Source organism: Marinobacter sp. (genome assembly GCF_044799475.1).
Classification (GTDB): Bacteria; Pseudomonadota; Gammaproteobacteria; order Pseudomonadales; family Oleiphilaceae; genus Marinobacter.
This window is the reverse complement of the sequence record NZ_CP085217.1, coordinates 1,582,031-1,597,617: the sequence shown is the minus strand read 5'-3', so window position 1 is coordinate 1,597,617 and position 15,587 is coordinate 1,582,031. Positions and strand designations below refer to the sequence as shown.

The 15,587-nt window shown below is 55.4% G+C and carries 9 protein-coding genes, 2 tRNA genes and 3 rRNA genes; 4 read left to right on the top strand and 10 right to left on the bottom strand.

From position 1 onward, the window contains the following. Positions 1–470: 470 nt before the first annotated feature. The 6 genes from rrf to tyrS all read right to left on the bottom strand — a co-directional run bounded on the left by rrf (position 471) and on the right by tyrS (position 7,511). Positions 471–586, bottom strand: a 5S ribosomal RNA gene (gene rrf, locus LG327_RS07455). A gap of 88 nt (positions 587–674) precedes the next feature. Further along, a 23S ribosomal RNA gene (locus LG327_RS07450) occupies positions 675–3,570 on the bottom strand. 342 nt (positions 3,571–3,912) lie between these two features. After that, positions 3,913–3,988: transfer RNA gene (locus LG327_RS07445), tRNA-Ala, on the bottom strand. A 244-nt stretch (positions 3,989–4,232) separates the two neighbouring features. After that, positions 4,233–4,309, bottom strand: a tRNA-Ile gene (locus tag LG327_RS07440). Positions 4,310–4,418: 109 nt separating this feature from the next. After that, a 16S ribosomal RNA gene (locus LG327_RS07435) occupies positions 4,419–5,955 on the bottom strand. The 16S, 23S and 5S rRNA genes sit together here with 2 tRNA genes alongside, the layout of an rRNA operon. Positions 5,956–6,308: 353 nt before the next feature. After that, complete coding sequence (gene tyrS / locus LG327_RS07430) at positions 6,309–7,511, bottom strand: tyrosine--tRNA ligase (RefSeq protein WP_404367919.1); 1,203 nt, start codon at positions 7,509–7,511, stop codon at positions 6,309–6,311. Positions 7,512–7,828: 317 nt separating this feature from the next. Between tyrS and LG327_RS07425 the strand changes: the two genes are divergently transcribed. Both LG327_RS07425 and LG327_RS07420 read left to right on the top strand, forming a co-directional pair. Further along, positions 7,829–9,280, top strand: coding sequence for an OapA family protein (locus LG327_RS07425; RefSeq protein WP_404367916.1), 1,452 nt, complete (start codon positions 7,829–7,831; stop codon positions 9,278–9,280). A gap of 1 nt (position 9,281) precedes the next feature. Further along, entirely contained in the window at positions 9,282–10,388 is a 1,107-nt protein-coding gene (locus LG327_RS07420; RefSeq protein ID WP_404367913.1) for an anhydro-N-acetylmuramic acid kinase, read from the top strand. 34 nt (positions 10,389–10,422) lie between these two features. On the opposite strand, the gene erpA is transcribed toward LG327_RS07420, so the two are convergent. The 4 genes from erpA to argC all read right to left on the bottom strand — a co-directional run bounded on the left by erpA (position 10,423) and on the right by argC (position 13,119). Then, positions 10,423–10,755: an iron-sulfur cluster insertion protein ErpA gene (gene erpA / locus LG327_RS07415; RefSeq protein WP_404369284.1), complete on the bottom strand. Its 333-nt coding sequence runs from the start codon at positions 10,753–10,755 to the stop codon at positions 10,423–10,425. A gap of 89 nt (positions 10,756–10,844) precedes the next feature. Further along, positions 10,845–11,330: a polymer-forming cytoskeletal protein gene (locus LG327_RS07410; protein WP_404367910.1), complete on the bottom strand. Its 486-nt coding sequence runs from the start codon at positions 11,328–11,330 to the stop codon at positions 10,845–10,847. A 2-nt stretch (positions 11,331–11,332) separates the two neighbouring features. Next, positions 11,333–12,070 (bottom strand): DUF6776 family protein, encoded by a 738-nt coding sequence (locus LG327_RS07405; protein WP_404367907.1) that lies wholly within the window; start codon positions 12,068–12,070, stop codon positions 11,333–11,335. A gap of 8 nt (positions 12,071–12,078) precedes the next feature. Then, a complete protein-coding gene (gene argC, locus LG327_RS07400) occupies positions 12,079–13,119 on the bottom strand; it encodes an N-acetyl-gamma-glutamyl-phosphate reductase (protein ID WP_404367904.1) in 1,041 nt (346 codons plus the stop codon). A 181-nt stretch (positions 13,120–13,300) separates the two neighbouring features. Here argC and LG327_RS07395 point away from each other — a divergent pair, with 181 nt between their 5' ends. Both LG327_RS07395 and hemJ read left to right on the top strand, forming a co-directional pair. Then, the gene (locus LG327_RS07395; RefSeq protein ID WP_404367901.1) at positions 13,301–15,082 is read left to right on the top strand and encodes a chloride channel protein; all 1,782 of its coding nucleotides are present in this window, start codon (positions 13,301–13,303) and stop codon (positions 15,080–15,082) included. Between the two features lie 70 nt (positions 15,083–15,152). After that, positions 15,153–15,581, top strand: a complete 429-nt coding sequence (gene hemJ, locus LG327_RS07390; RefSeq protein WP_404369281.1) for a protoporphyrinogen oxidase HemJ — start codon at positions 15,153–15,155, stop codon at positions 15,579–15,581. Positions 15,582–15,587: the final 6 nt, after the last annotated feature.

The following is a 15,587-nucleotide window of genomic DNA, read 5'->3' as shown; positions in this document are numbered from 1 at the left end:
CATTAAGTGCTTCATTGAGACTCACCCCAATGCACCATTTGGAATATTGGAAAACGCTCCCGCTGTTGCCCGTATGAAATCGGTGGACTGGGTCTGTATTTTTTACATCGTCGAGCCAGTCAAAATCCCGGCCGCGGCGCCTCCCGGTTCTCGTCAAAGTAAGCCTGGCTGTTATGTAGCCGAGTGCAAAATCGTTGATTAACACGTCAGATGTACCAGCCGTCTCTCCATCCCGGTCAGACCGACCGAGTTCGAGAACATCAAGCTCGCTGTTGATCGTTTGATGAGCCTGTCTGACCTGCCAATTGTTATTTTTCTTGACCAACTTGTAACCAATCTTATCCTGGTGAGCGAAGCCTCACTGTGCGCAGCGTCATAGATTGGGGACAGCATGGATTGTTCGCCGGACTTTTCACAGGCCATAAAAAAACCCCAGTACCGGGTGGTACTGGGGTTTTCGATATTTGGGAGCCTGACGATGACCTACTCTCACATGGGCAGAAGCCACACTACCATCGGCGCTGGTCTGTTTCACTTCTGAGTTCGGGATGGGATCAGGTGGTTCCAGACCGCTATGGTCGTCAGGCAAAACGGTTGATCACTGGGAAGGACAGGATTGAAACGGGTGTTCTGATAACGATCGCGGCGTCATCCGCAGTTGTCTTGGGTGTTATATAGTCAAGCCTCACGAGCAATTAGTACCGGTTAGCTCAACGCCTCGCAGCGCTTACACACCCGGCCTATCAACGTCCTGGTCTTGAACGGCTCTTCAGGGACCTCAAGGGTCCAGGGAGATCTCATCTTGGAAGGGGCTTCCCGCTTAGATGCTTTCAGCGGTTATCCTGTCCGAACATAGCTACCGGGCAATGCCACTGGCGTGACAACCCGAACACCAGAGGTTCGTCCACTCCGGTCCTCTCGTACTAGGAGCAGCTTTCCTCAAATCTCCAACGTCCACGGCAGATAGGGACCGAACTGTCTCACGACGTTCTAAACCCAGCTCGCGTACCACTTTAAATGGCGAACAGCCATACCCTTGGGACCGGCTTCAGCCCCAGGATGTGATGAGCCGACATCGAGGTGCCAAACACCGCCGTCGATGTGAACTCTTGGGCGGTATCAGCCTGTTATCCCCGGAGTACCTTTTATCCGTTGAGCGATGGCCCTTCCATACAGAACCACCGGATCACTATGACCTGCTTTCGCACCTGCTCGACGTGTCTGTCTCGCAGTCAAGCGGGCTTGTGCCATTACACTAACCGCACGATGTCCGACCGTGCTTAGCCCACCTTTGTGCTCCTCCGTTACGCTTTAGGAGGAGACCGCCCCAGTCAAACTACCCACCACACAGTGTCCTTATCCCCGATAAGGGGACGAAGTTAGAACCTCAAACAGTCCAGGCTGGTATTTCAAGGTTGGCTCCACGATGACTGGCGTCACCGCTTCAAAGCCTCCCAGCTATCCTACACAAGACTGCTCAAAGTTCACTGTGAAGCTATAGTAAAGGTTCACGGGGTCTTTCCGTCTAGCCGCGGATACACCGCATCTTCACGGCGATTTCAATTTCACTGAGTCTCGGGTAGAGACAGCGCCCCCATCGTTACGCCATTCGTGCAGGTCGGAACTTACCCGACAAGGAATTTCGCTACCTTAGGACCGTTATAGTTACGGCCGCCGTTTACCGGGGCTTCGATCAAGAGCTTCGTCCGAAGACTAACCCCATCAATTAACCTTCCGGCACCGGGCAGGCGTCACACCGTATACGTCCACTTTCGTGTTTGCACAGTGCTGTGTTTTTAATAAACAGTCGCAGGGGCCTGGTATCTTCGACCGGCTTCTGCTCCGCCCGCAAGGGACTTCACATACCACCGGCGTGCCTTCTCCCGAAGTTACGGCACCATTTTGCCTAGTTCCTTTACCCGAGTTCTCTCAAGCGCCTTGGTATTCTCTACCTGACCACCTGTGTCGGTTTGGGGTACGGTCCCACGTGACCTGAAGCTTAGAAGATTTTCCTGGAAGCATGGCATCAATGACCTGGCGCCCTCAAAGGGCGCTGGTGTTCGTATCTCGACATTGAGGGACCGGATTTGCCTGATCCCCCTGCCTACATACTTAAATCGGGACAACCATCGCCCGACTCACCTAGCCTTCTCCGTCTCTCCATCGCAGTCACGCGAGGTACGGGAATATTAACCCGTTTCCCATCGACTACACCTTTCGGTCTCGCCTTAGGGGCCGACTCACCCTGCGCCGATTAGCGTTGCGCAGGAAACCTTGGTCTTCCGGCGTGGGAGTTTTTCACTCCCATTGTCGTTACTCATGTCAGCATTCGCACTTCTGATACCTCCAGCAGGCTTCTCAACCCACCTTCACAGGCTTACAGAACGCTCCCCTACCCCGTGCACTTGCGTGCACAGCCGCAGCTTCGGTATCCAGTTTGAGCCCCGTTACATCTTCCGCGCAGGCCGACTCGACTAGTGAGCTATTACGCTTTCTTTAAAGGATGGCTGCTTCTAAGCCAACCTCCTAGCTGTCTGAGCCTTCCCACATCGTTTCCCACTTAACTGGAATTTCGGGACCTTAGCTGGCGGTCTGGGTTGTTTCCCTCTTCACGACGGACGTTAGCACCCGCCGTGTGTCTCCCGGATAGTACTCACTGGTATTCGGAGTTTGCATCGGGTTGGTAAGTCGAGATGACCCCCTAGCCGAAACAGTGCTCTACCCCCAGTGGTATTCGTCCGAGGCGCTACCTAAATAGCTTTCGGGGAGAACCAGCTATCTCCGGGCTTGATTAGCCTTTCACTCCGATCCACAAGTCATCCCCTGGCTTTTCAACGACAGTGGGTTCGGTCCTCCAGTGCGTGTTACCGCACCTTCAACCTGCTCATGGATAGATCGCCCGGTTTCGGGTCTATATCCAGCGACTGATTCGCCCTATTCAGACTCGGTTTCCCTACGGCTCCCCTATACGGTTAACCTCGCCACTGAACATAAGTCGCTGACCCATTATACAAAAGGTACGCCGTCACGGAACAAGTCCGCTCCGACTGCTTGTACGCATACGGTTTCAGGATCTATTTCACTCCCCTCACAGGGGTTCTTTTCGCCTTTCCCTCACGGTACTGGTTCACTATCGGTCAGTCAGGAGTATTTAGCCTTGGAGGATGGTCCCCCCATGTTCAGACAGGATATCACGTGTCCCGTCCTACTCGTTTTCACTGAACTCAGGTTTCGGATACGGGGCTATCACCCACTATGGCGGTCCTTTCCAGAACCTTCTCCTACCAGTTGTCCAGCTTAAGGGCTAGTCCCCGTTCGCTCGCCGCTACTTAGGGAATCTCGGTTGATTTCTTTTCCTCGGGGTACTTAGATGTTTCAGTTCCCCCGGTTCGCCCTGTACACCTATGTATTCAGTGCACAGTACCTGGCCGAAACCAGGTGGGTTTCCCCATTCAGAGATGCCCGGATCACAGCTTGTTTGCCAGCTCCCCGAGCCTTATCGCAGGCTTCAACGTCTTTCATCGCCTCTGACTGCCAAGGCATCCACCGTATGCGCTTAGTTGCTTGACTATATAACCCCAAGACAACTGACAGGCAACCGCACCTCACCCAAAGGTGAAGACAGTTACAGGACAGTCGCTGGAAGTCATAAACAACACTTCAACGACAACACCGGATAACGCTTGATCGTTATCATTTGAGATGAACAGACCCCTCACCATCAATCCGGCCCGAAGGCCTGACTGCCAGTCAGGGAATCCATCCTCTCGGATGTTTCAATCTTGTCCGTATTTTTAAAGAGCAGTTCTGACCCAGTGATCAGAAAGGAAGGCTTCATGAAACTGAAACATTCGTTTCTGTACACTGATCCAACCCAGGGGGCGGTTCAGGCAATGTGTATCTTTCAGGTTTTGGTGGAGCTAAGCGGGATCGAACCGCTGACCTCCTGCGTGCAAGGCAGGCGCTCTCCCAGCTGAGCTATAGCCCCGGATGCTTGTCCAGCTTCCGTTACTCGGCGTTGCAACACTCGCTCGCTTCAGTCATGACCCATCGAGGGTCACTCCTTCACTCGCTCCCGCTGCGCCTGGATTAACGAAACCTGTCCGGCGCCTCCGCGATCGTCTCAAACCAGTGGTTCAAGCACTCCCGGAAAATTGGGTTAGCCTAGGCATCGGAACGTGTAGCGTGCGAGTAGCACGTGAACGTTACGATAACGACGGATAACGCAATTTTGGTGGGTCTGGGTGGATTTGAACCACCGACCTCACCCTTATCAGGGGTGCGCTCTAACCAACTGAGCTACAGACCCGGCTTTGCCTGTCCTCCCGGACAAGCCAGTTCGGGCCTGAAAGACCCTTTGCTCTCTTCTGCTGATCAAGTAATTCGTGTGGACTCTGACCGTGATGGCCGACTTCGTTTAAGGAGGTGATCCAGCCGCAGGTTCCCCTACGGCTACCTTGTTACGACTTCACCCCAGTCATGAACCACACCGTGGTGATCGTCCTCCCGAAGGTTAGACTAACCACTTCTGGTGCAATCCACTCCCATGGTGTGACGGGCGGTGTGTACAAGGCCCGGGAACGTATTCACCGCGACATTCTGATTCGCGATTACTAGCGATTCCGACTTCACGCAGTCGAGTTGCAGACTGCGATCCGGACTACGACGCGTTTTCTGAGATTGGCTCCCCCTCGCGGGTTTGCAGCCCTCTGTGCGCGCCATTGTAGCACGTGTGTAGCCCTGGCCGTAAGGGCCATGATGACCTGACGTCATCCCCACCTTCCTCCGGTTTGTCACCGGCAGTCTCCCTAGAGTTCCCACCTTTACGTGCTGGCAACTAGGGATAGGGGTTGCGCTCGTTACGGGACTTAACCCAACATCTCACGACACGAGCTGACGACGGCCATGCAGCACCTGTGTCTGAGTTCCCGAAGGCACTCCCGCATCTCTGCAGGATTCTCAGCATGTCAAGGCCAGGTAAGGTTCTTCGCGTTGCGTCGAATTAAACCACATGCTCCACCGCTTGTGCGGGCCCCCGTCAATTCATTTGAGTTTTAACCTTGCGGCCGTACTCCCCAGGCGGTCAACTTAGTGCGTTAGCTGCGCCACTAAGGATTCAAGATCCCCAACGGCTAGTTGACATCGTTTACGGCGTGGACTACCAGGGTATCTAATCCTGTTTGCTCCCCACGCTTTCGCACCTCAGTGTCAGTGTTGGTCCAGGTAGCCGCCTTCGCCACTGGTGTTCCTTCCTATATCTACGCATTTCACCGCTACACAGGAAATTCCACTACCCTCTACCACACTCTAGCCTGACAGTTCGAAATGCCGTTCCCAGGTTAAGCCCGGGGCTTTCACATCTCGCTTATCAAACCACCTACGCGCGCTTTACGCCCAGTAATTCCGATTAACGCTTGCACCCTCCGTATTACCGCGGCTGCTGGCACGGAGTTAGCCGGTGCTTCTTCTGTGGGTAACGTCAATCCCGGCGAGTATTAATCGCCGAGCCTTCCTCCCCACTGAAAGTGCTTTACAACCCGAAAGCCTTCTTCACACACGCGGCATGGCTGGATCAGGGTTGCCCCCATTGTCCAATATTCCCCACTGCTGCCTCCCGTAGGAGTTCGGGCCGTGTCTCAGTCCCGATGTGGCTGATCATCCTCTCAGACCAGCTACGGATCGTCGCCTTGGTAGGCCTTTACCCCACCAACTAGCTAATCCGGCATAGGCTCATCCGATAGCGCAAGGTCCGAAGATCCCCTGCTTTCCCCCGAAGGGCGTACGCGGTATTAATCCGGGTTTCCCCGGGCTATCCCCCACTATCAGGCAGATTCCTATGCATTACTCACCCGTCCGCCGCTCGTCAGCATCCCGAAGGACCTGTTACCGCTCGACTTGCATGTGTTAAGCCTGCCGCCAGCGTTCAATCTGAGCCATGATCAAACTCTTCAGTTTAAATCATACAGAAGCCGAAGCTTCAATTTCTGCTCAAGACAAAACTCAAATTCGACGAGTCACTGTCTTGATATTTCTTGTCGAAACATCACAGCCAGCGCCCACACGAATTACTTGATCAACTTTTTAAAGAGCGGAGCCGTTTGGCTCAATCGAGGTGCGCATTTTACAGCGTTCCCCGTGCCTGTCAACTGCTAAATCTGATTATCAATATGTTCAATCAAATCAACCTGTTAACAGACTCCTCCGGCCCGGCGTAACGCCTGTTGCCCCGAAGGAGATGCGCATTCTACAGACACAGCCGGTGGTGTCAACGAGGTTTTCAGGGATTCCTTGAAAAAACCGCAAAGTGCCTATTCCGTGATCAAAACCCGGGCAATTTTCTTTTTGCCCGCCTGCAGCACACAGTCTTCTCCCTGCACAAACTGCCTGTCCGGAGCGGCCTGCTCTCCATTTACATACACAGCGCCCCGACCAAGCACGTCTTTTGCTGCTGCGCCATTCTTTACCAGACCTGCAAGCCTGAGCACGGATGCTATGGGCAACTGCGGCTGACCCTCGAGTGACACTTCAACAACCGGGACATTCTCAGGAATCTCTCCCAGCGCAACACGGTTACCCGCTGACTTGTGTGCAGACCGGGCCGCCTCTTCGTTATGGAATCGGGTAATGATCTCCTCGGCCAGAAGTTTTTTGAATTCCTGGGGATTGGCACCAGCGTCCACAGCCTGGCGGTATTCGGCCACCTCAGCCAGGGGACGGAAACTGAGCAGCTCAAAGTAGCGCCAGAGCAGCTGGTCCGGAATCGAGAGCAATTTCGTGTACATCTCGCCCGGAGCATCATTTACCCCTATATAGTTACCAAGGGACTTGGACATTTTCTGCACGCCATCGAGACCCTCGAGTATCGGCATTGTCAGAATGACCTGCGGGGCCTGACCATAATGCTTCTGGAGGATACGCCCCATCAGTAGATTGAACTTCTGATCTGTGCCCCCAAGCTCAACGTCGGCCTCCATGGCCACGGAGTCATAACCCTGCACCAGCGGGTACAGGAACTCATGAATGGCGATTGGCTGCTCTGCCCGGTAGCGCTTGGTGAAGTCATCCCGCTCCAGCATGCGCGCAACCGTATACTGACCGGCAATCCGGATCATATCCGCTGCGCTCATCCGGCTCATCCATTCGGAATTGAATACCACCCGGGTCCTGGCTGGGTCGAGGATCTTGAACACCTGCTCTTTATAGGTTCGGGCATTCTGCGCTATCTGTTCATCGGTAAGGGGCGGTCGGGTCGCGCTTTTACCAGTAGGATCGCCAATCTTTCCGGTAAAGTCGCCGATCAGGAACATGACCTCGTGACCCAGATCCTGGAACTGCCGTAATTTGTTGATCAGAACAGTGTGACCCAGATGGAGGTCGGGCGCGGTCGGATCGAAACCCGCCTTAATACGGAGTGGGCGGCCGAGCCTGAGCTTTTCAACCAGCTCTTCTTCCGGAAGCAATTCATCTACACCACGCTTGATAACAGCGAGCGCCTCATCGATTGATGACATGAGCCCTGGTTCCCCTATATTACAGTTGCGAAAAGTAGGTGCCGGCAGTTACAGACCCCAACAAAATAACGCTGAGCGTTACCTCAAACCCTGCTAGAGTTCGTACTGCTCATAAACTGGTCAGCCGAAAACAAACAGGCCGGGCATTATAACAAGCGTGGCGAGAAAAGCTTTGACTGTGCCGGGCTGCCGAAAGGCAGGAACATTACGGTTTCGGTACATCCATTTTTTTAGGGTTTGGGTTGCTCTATACTTGAATTGCGACTTTAATAATTTTTCACAACTTACAGAATTAACGGCTAAAACAGGTTAAAAACGTGCTCAAGACCTTCCCCAAAAAGCATCTGGCTGCAGTTTTCATGGCCGGCGCCGCTATCAGCGTCGCGGCAATCTTCAGCCCAAGTTCCGATGTTGAAGCCAGAAGACTGTCAGTATCACTGGACCTTGAGACCGGCCAGGTGACTGAGCAGCCAGCCTCAGCACGCCTCCAGAACCTGAGCGAATCCGCTCCTGAACCCGTAATTGATGAAACCGCAGAGCTGGCACAGGAGGGCGGTGAGGAAAATCTGGAGAGCATGGAAGCCCAATCTTTGCGCAAGGAGATTGTCGAAGACATAGCCCTTGTGGCGGAAATGGAGCAGAAGAAACAGGAATCCCAGCTCACCTGGACAGATTACCTGGTCAAATCCGGCGACAGTCTTTCCGGTCTGTTCAAAAAAGCCGGCTTTTCAGATGGCCTGATGCTCTCTGTCATCCACGGCGAAGGTGAGGCTGACAAAATCCAGCGTCTTTACGCAGGAGAGGCCATCTCCTTTGCGACTGACGGTGAGGGTGAACTGGCGGCGATCCGGTTGCAGAGATCCCGGCTGGAATCACTACTGGTCGAGCGTACTGACACGGGCTTCGTTGGAGAGCGGGTGATAAGGGAACCCGAGGTCCGGAACACCTTTGCTGAAGCGGAGATCTACAGTTCCCTTTTTGGCGCTGGCCAATCTGCGGGCCTGACCGACAAGCTGACCATGGAGCTGGCAGGCATTTTCGGCTGGGATATCGATTTTGTGCTGGACATCCGCAAAGGTGACCGATTCAGCGTCGTTTACGAAGAACTGTTTCTCGATGGGGAGAAAATTGATAACGGCCGTATTCTCGCGGCGACCTTTCATAACCGGGACCGCGAACTGAGTGCTGTGCTTTATACCGATGAGAACGGAGTGAGCGACTATTTCGCACCTGACGGCCGCAGCATGCGCAAGGAATTTCTACGCACGCCAGTGGACTTCGCCCGCATATCGTCCAATTTCAATCTGAAACGCCGCCATCCGGTTCTTAATACAATTCGTGCTCACAAGGGCACGGATTATGCTGCCAGAACGGGCACGCCAATCAAGGCAGCAGGAGACGGGAAAGTGATACTTGCCGGCCGCAAAGGCGGTTATGGCAAAGCAGTGGTACTCCAGCACGGCAACAACATCACCACTCTCTATGGACACATGAACGGCTTCACGCCCGGAATCCGCTCCGGAAAATATGTCAAACAGGGTCAGATTATTGGCTACGTGGGCTCAACCGGTCTTGCCACTGGCCCTCACCTGCACTATGAATTCAGGGTGAATGGAGCCCACCGCAACCCGGTTACAGTTAAGCTTCCGGATGCAGCTCCCATCCCCAAGGCCCGACTGGCTCACTTCAGAGCAGCTACCAATGGGATGCTGGCTCAACTGGAAACCTATCAGGATACCCGCCGCATTACCCTCGCACGGGGAGAATAAAATGCAATCGGAGGCCTGTTACATAGGCCTGATGTCTGGCACCAGCATGGATGGCATTGACGCCGCGCTGGTGTCGTTCCCCGATCAGGGCCTCAAGCTGCATGCCACCCATTCTGTCCCCTACCCTCATGACCTGCGCGAGCGACTGCATCGTCTGAGCCAGAATCAGGGAGGTCCGGATGAAATCGGAGAAATGGATCACCAACTGGGCGTGCTGTTCGGTGAAGCAGCCCAGCGGGTGATGGAAGCCGGGAACCTGACCTCCAGTGAGATAGCTGCCATTGGCAGCCATGGCCAGACCATCCGTCACCAGCCACGTGGCCAATGCAGTTTTTCGCTGCAGTTAGGCGACCCCAACATTATTGTTGAACAAACCGGCATTGCCACGATCGCCGATTTTCGCCGCCGGGACATGGCAGCAGGTGGCGAGGGAGCCCCCCTTGTTCCGGCCTTCCACCGCGCTTTCTTTGGTAAAAGCGGCGAGAACCGCTGTATTGTCAATATCGGAGGCATTGCCAATATCAGCTGGCTGCCTGGTGACGATCCTGATCAGGCATCCGGCTTTGATACGGGCCCCGGCAATGCCCTGATGGACGCGTGGTGTCACCATCACACCGGACGACATTACGATGAAAACGGCAGGCTGGCCCAGGAAGGCGAGATAAATGAAGATCTGCTGGAGGACATGCTCAGCGACGGCTATTTCGCCCAGGCAGCTCCGAAGAGCACCGGCAAGGAGAAGTTCAATCTGGCCTGGATCCAGACGGTACTTTCACGCCACCCGGAGCTTTCAATGGCAGACGTGCAGCGAACCCTGCTTCAGCTTACGGTGACCACCATTGCCCAGCAGCTGGACGAACTGCCTGCCGAAATGGTTTACCTTTGCGGCGGTGGTGTAAGAAATCCGGAACTGGTGGCAGCGCTCACCCAGGCATGCCCACGCCATCAGATTGCTTCAACTGACGCCCTGGGGATGGATCCTCAATGGGTGGAAGCGACGGCCTTCGGCTGGCTTGCAAGGCAGACCCTGAACGCCAACACCGGCAACCTGCCGAAAGTCACCGGAGCCCGGGGCAAGCGTATTCTGGGGGCGATCTACCAGCCCTGACCGGACTGGCGTTTTCCACCTGTGCTGGCAGACGTCAGATGCTGAATGATGATCCACAGCCGCAGGTTGAGCTGGCATTTGGATTCTGGACGATGAACTGGGAGCCCTGAAGCCCCTCTTCGTAAACAATGGTGGCGCCGATCAGATACTGATAGCTCATCGGGTCAACCAGCAGGGTGACACCGCTGTTTTCAATAGCTGTATCGTCGTCGTCCTGGTTGTCATCGAAGGAAAATCCGTACTGGAAGCCGGAACATCCGCCACCAGTTACAAAAACCCGCAGTTTCAGGTCAGGATTTTCCTCCTCTTCTACCAGTTCACGTACTTTTGCAGCCGCGCTTTCGCTGAAAAACAGCGGTGTCGGCATTTGTTCCTGAACAAGACTCAAGCTCGCCTCCGGTGGTCTTCGTTGTGCGATGTCTGATCGATTATCGTATTCCTGACCAAAACAATCAACTATTCCCCGGAATCTTTCCCGGATCCGATTTCATCGGCTTCTCTCGTACCGGTTATGCCGGACTCATCTTCGTGAGGCCTGGGGGCCTGGGCATCCTGCCGGAGAAGCCCAACAGGCTCTTTCCGGTGGACAAGATTACCGTTCACCTCAGCGCCCATCGCCATCTCCAGGAGGTTGTAATAAACGCTCCCATGGATCACAGCCCTGGCTGCCAGCTCAAGGTGGGCTCCGGCATACACGTCACCCTCCACCGTACCATTGATGATCACATGGGGCGCCATGATATCCCCTTCAATCCGCCCGGCCTCCGATATCCTCAGCACGGCATCGCTCCCCTCCTCAGCGATCACCTTGCCTTCAATTCTGCCATCTATATGGAGACCGCCGGAAAAATGAACATCCCCTGATATGGAAGTCTTGCGGGAAACCAGGGTGTCAAAGTTGCCCACTGGACGTCGTGGCTTCTGCTTTTTGCTGCCAAACATGGCTATTTCTCCGTCAGAGTTGCCCAATCAAATGTACGCTCTGCCTTGGTCGATCTCGCGCCCTTGGCCTGAGCCACCGCCTGCACTTCCAGCGGCTCGAAACCGTCCGGGAGGGAAAGCCCACCTTCAATATCCTGAAAATAGCGAAAACGGAACTTTATCCCGAGCTCATCAATGTCCTGCGAGAGATCCCGGAGCGCTATGACTTCTTTTTCTCCGTCTCTCCTGCCAATCACGTTTACCGCGACCACGCCTGAGATGTAGTTTTTGTTGTTGCCAATCTGCGTCAGAACCAGTTTGAAACTGTAACCATCCCCCGACCGATCCGGGCGCAGAGTCAGCTGGTCGACCTGGAGGCCAGTGCTTGTTTCTGAAGGCGCCATAATGTTCCGGTAAAATGTCAGGTCCGCCCGGAGGTCTGAGATTCTGGTTTCCAGAGCCGCGATGGTCCGTCTGGCCTGATTGAGGGCGTGCTCATCCATGCTCGTGCCACGCTCAAACGCGATCAGTCGCTGCTGCGAATCACGATGGGCTTCCCGCAGGCTTTCCAGCTCACTTCTCAGCTCGGCCTTCGTCTCAACCAGACCAGCGAGGCGAAATCCCTTCTCGTTCACGCCCGCCGTGTATCCCAGTACCGCCGAAACAACTGAAAACACCAGAAGGATCGCCGTGCGCCGTAATCGGTAACCCGGTCGATGACGGATAACAACGTATTCATCGTGATTTTTGTCGCCCGTCACGAAATGGCCTATGGCAGCAAAGCAGGAAGATTGAGGGCAAGGGTTTCGTCCAGGCCAAACATGATATTCATGTTCTGAACAGCCTGGCCGGCCGCCCCTTTCACAAGATTGTCGATAACCGATGACACGATCACCATGGAACTGTCTCCCTGCCGGTGCAGAGCCATGCGGCAGGTATTTGCGCCACGGACGCTTCGTGTTTCCGGATGGCTGCCAAAGGGCATCACATCCACAAATGGTTCATTGCTGAAACGCTGCTCGTAGAGGTCCTGAAGCCGGTCAAAATCACCAGGCACCCGAAGCTCGGCATAGAGGGTTGCCTCAATACCCCGGATCATGGGCACCAGGTGGGGGACGAAAGTCACTCCCACATCCTGACCGTGTGCGGCGCTCATCAGCCCCTGGCGGATTTCCGGAAGGTGGCGGTGGCCGGAAGCCCCATAGGCCTTGAAACTCTCACCCATCTCGCCGTGCAGGGTTCCAACACTTGCCTGACGTCCGGCACCGCTTGCCCCGGATTTGGCATCCGCAATCAACCGTGAGGAGTCCACAAGGCCGGACTCGAGCAGCGGCAGAAAGCCCAGCTGGACAGCTGTGGGATAGCAGCCCGGGTTCGCCACCAACTGGGCTTCCCGGATTTCACTCCGGAAAACTTCCGGCAAGCCATACGCGGCTTTCTCCGCCCATTCAGCGCTTTCGTGAGGCATTCCGTACCAGGAGGCCCAGAGCTCAAGGTCCCTCAGACGGAAGTCGGCAGACAGGTCCACCACTCGTGTGCCCCTGGCCATCAGCTCGGGGACCATTCGCATGGCCACACCGTGAGGAGTGGCAAAGAACACCAGATCACAGTCACCCAGGACTTTGACATCCGGCTCGGTAAACCTGAGATCGAAATGTCCCCGCAGGTTGGGGTAGAGGTCAGCCACAGCCAGTCCGGCTTCCGAGCGTGAGGTAATCTGCGTCACCTCAACCTCGGGATGCGCTGCCAGAATCCGTAGCAGTTCAACCCCGGTGTAGCCGGTACCACCCACAATGCCTACCCTGATCACTCAAACCTCCGTTACCAGTAAAGTTGCCGTTCCGATGCCGCCGGGAAAACACCAGGCTTCTGCAAAACCGGGGCGGCCACATAGTCTATCATGATACTGCAGTGACACATTGCGACCAGAGCCGCGACGGTTACAATACGTTTAACATCCAGCGCGCCATCCCCAATCATCCGGAAATTCAATGCGAAAGCTCAGACGCAGGATTACTGACAAGCTGGTTCCAATGTTCCGCCGGCGGCTGTCCGATGTGGACGCGCTGCCGCAGCTTGCCCTCCTGGGCCTGCTTTCGGGCCTGGTGACCGGGGGCGTCATCCTGGCTTTCCGGTTTGCCATTGAGTTTCCGCTGCGGTTTCTGCTCCCGGGCGCGGGCTCGGAGTCTTTCGAGGAGCTGGACATACTGACCCGGGGCCTGCTGCCTCTGATAGGAGCAGTCGGTCTGGGGATTTTCTTCCACCGCATGGCCAGCCAGGATCGGAAGGTCGGTGTTGTGCATGTCATGGAGCGGCTGAATTACCACCAGGGCTATATCAACCTTCGCAGTGCCATCGTCCAGTTTGTAGTAGGGGTCACGACAATTGTGACTGGTCAGTCGGCGGGCCGGGAAGGGCCGGCCGTTCACCTGGGCGCATCTTTTTCCAGCCTTATGGGGCAATGGATGAAGCTGCCCAATAACAGCATACGCACCCTGGTTGCCTGTGGCTGCGCCGCGGCCATCTCCGCCTCTTTCAACACCCCCATCGCAGGGGTCATATTTGCGATGGAAGTGGTCATGATGGAATACACCATCGCGGGTTTTACCCCCATCATTCTGGCCTCTGTCAGCTCCGCAGTCATCGCCCAGGCCACGTATGGACCTGCACCGGCCTTCACCGTGCCTCCCCTGACCATGAATTCCCTGCTGGAGATTCCCTGGATACTGGCGATCGCCGTACTCATCGGTGTTGCCGCCGCGGCGATGATCAAGCTGATGTCAATCAGTGCCGGTTTTCAGCACCGGCCTGTACTGTTACGACTGACTATCGCCGGCCTGCTCATGGTGCCCTTCGCCCTGGCCATCCCGGAGGTCATGGGCATTGGTTACGACACGGTACAGCAGACCATTGGCAATGAGCTTCCCTTCTGGCTCCTGCTGGCAGCTGGCGTTGCCAAACTGGTGATAACCGCCGTCACCATTGGTCTCGGCATGCCCAGCGGCGTCATTGGCCCGACCATTTTCATTGGTGCCACCCTTGGCGGCGCCATGGGTCTGATTGGCGCCAGCGCTGCACCGGATACTGCCTCGTCTGTTGGCTTCTACGCCATGCTGGGGATGGGGGCCATGATGGGGGCCGTGCTGCAGGCGCCACTGGCGGCCCTCATGGCACTGATGGAGCTGACCCGGAACCCCAACATCATTCTTCCTGGAATGCTGATCATCACAAGCGCGAGTCTGATTACCAGCGAGGTATTTGGCCAGAAGTCCTTTTTTCTGACAATCCTCAAAAACCAGGGCATGAGCTACCAGAACTCGCCGGTCATCCAGGCCCTGCGGCGGGTTTCGGTGGGGGCGATCATGGACCGGAGCATAGTAAGGAGTGAACGAAAGCTGTCGAGAGAGAAGGCCAGGGATATCCTCAGGGCTGAACCCAAATGGTTGATTGTTGAGGGCAGCAAGGGCCCAACAGCCCTGTTGCCCGCTGCAGATCTGGCGAGGCACCTGGATGCGCCGGTGCAGGAAACCGAGGCAACGGCAGCGGAGCCGGCGGAGGATGACACCGTCGACCTGATGGAAATTCCTGCCAATCGACGGGACCTTGCCTCGGTTCAGTACCAGGCCACACTGGAGGAAGCGCTTGATATCTTTGAAAGCACCCAGGCGGAAGCGCTTTATGTGCAAAGACATGTAGCACCGATGATCCAGCGCATTTATGGTGTGGTGCTGAAATCCGATATCGAGAGCTACTACAAATACAAGGGCACCTGATGCTGCAATCGCGTCCGGCGCCGGCGGAATCGTCCACCGGTCACACCGACTGATAGTTCAGATCAGAGGAATTTCCATGCTTTGGGTAAAGGCGTTTCATATCATTTCCATGGTGTGCTGGTTTGCGGGCCTGTTCTACCTGCCGCGGCTCTTCGTCTACCATGCGGACTGCTCCGACCAGCCAGGAAGAGAAAGATTCAAGATCATGGAGAGGAAGCTCTATCGTGGCATTACCACCCCGTCCATGATTGCAACGGTCGTGTTTGGCCTCTGGCTGATCGGCTACAATCCGTCGGGTTACCTCAGCCAGAGCTGGCTGCACGCAAAGCTGGTGCTGGTACTGCTGCTGATCGGCTATCATTTCTACTGCGGTCACCTGGTAAAGGTCTTCCGGGATGACCAGAATCGGCGGAGCCATGTATTCTACCGGTGGTTCAATGAAATGCCGGTACTGGTGCTGGTGGCCGTGGTGATACTTGCCACTGTCAGACCTTTCTGAAAGCAA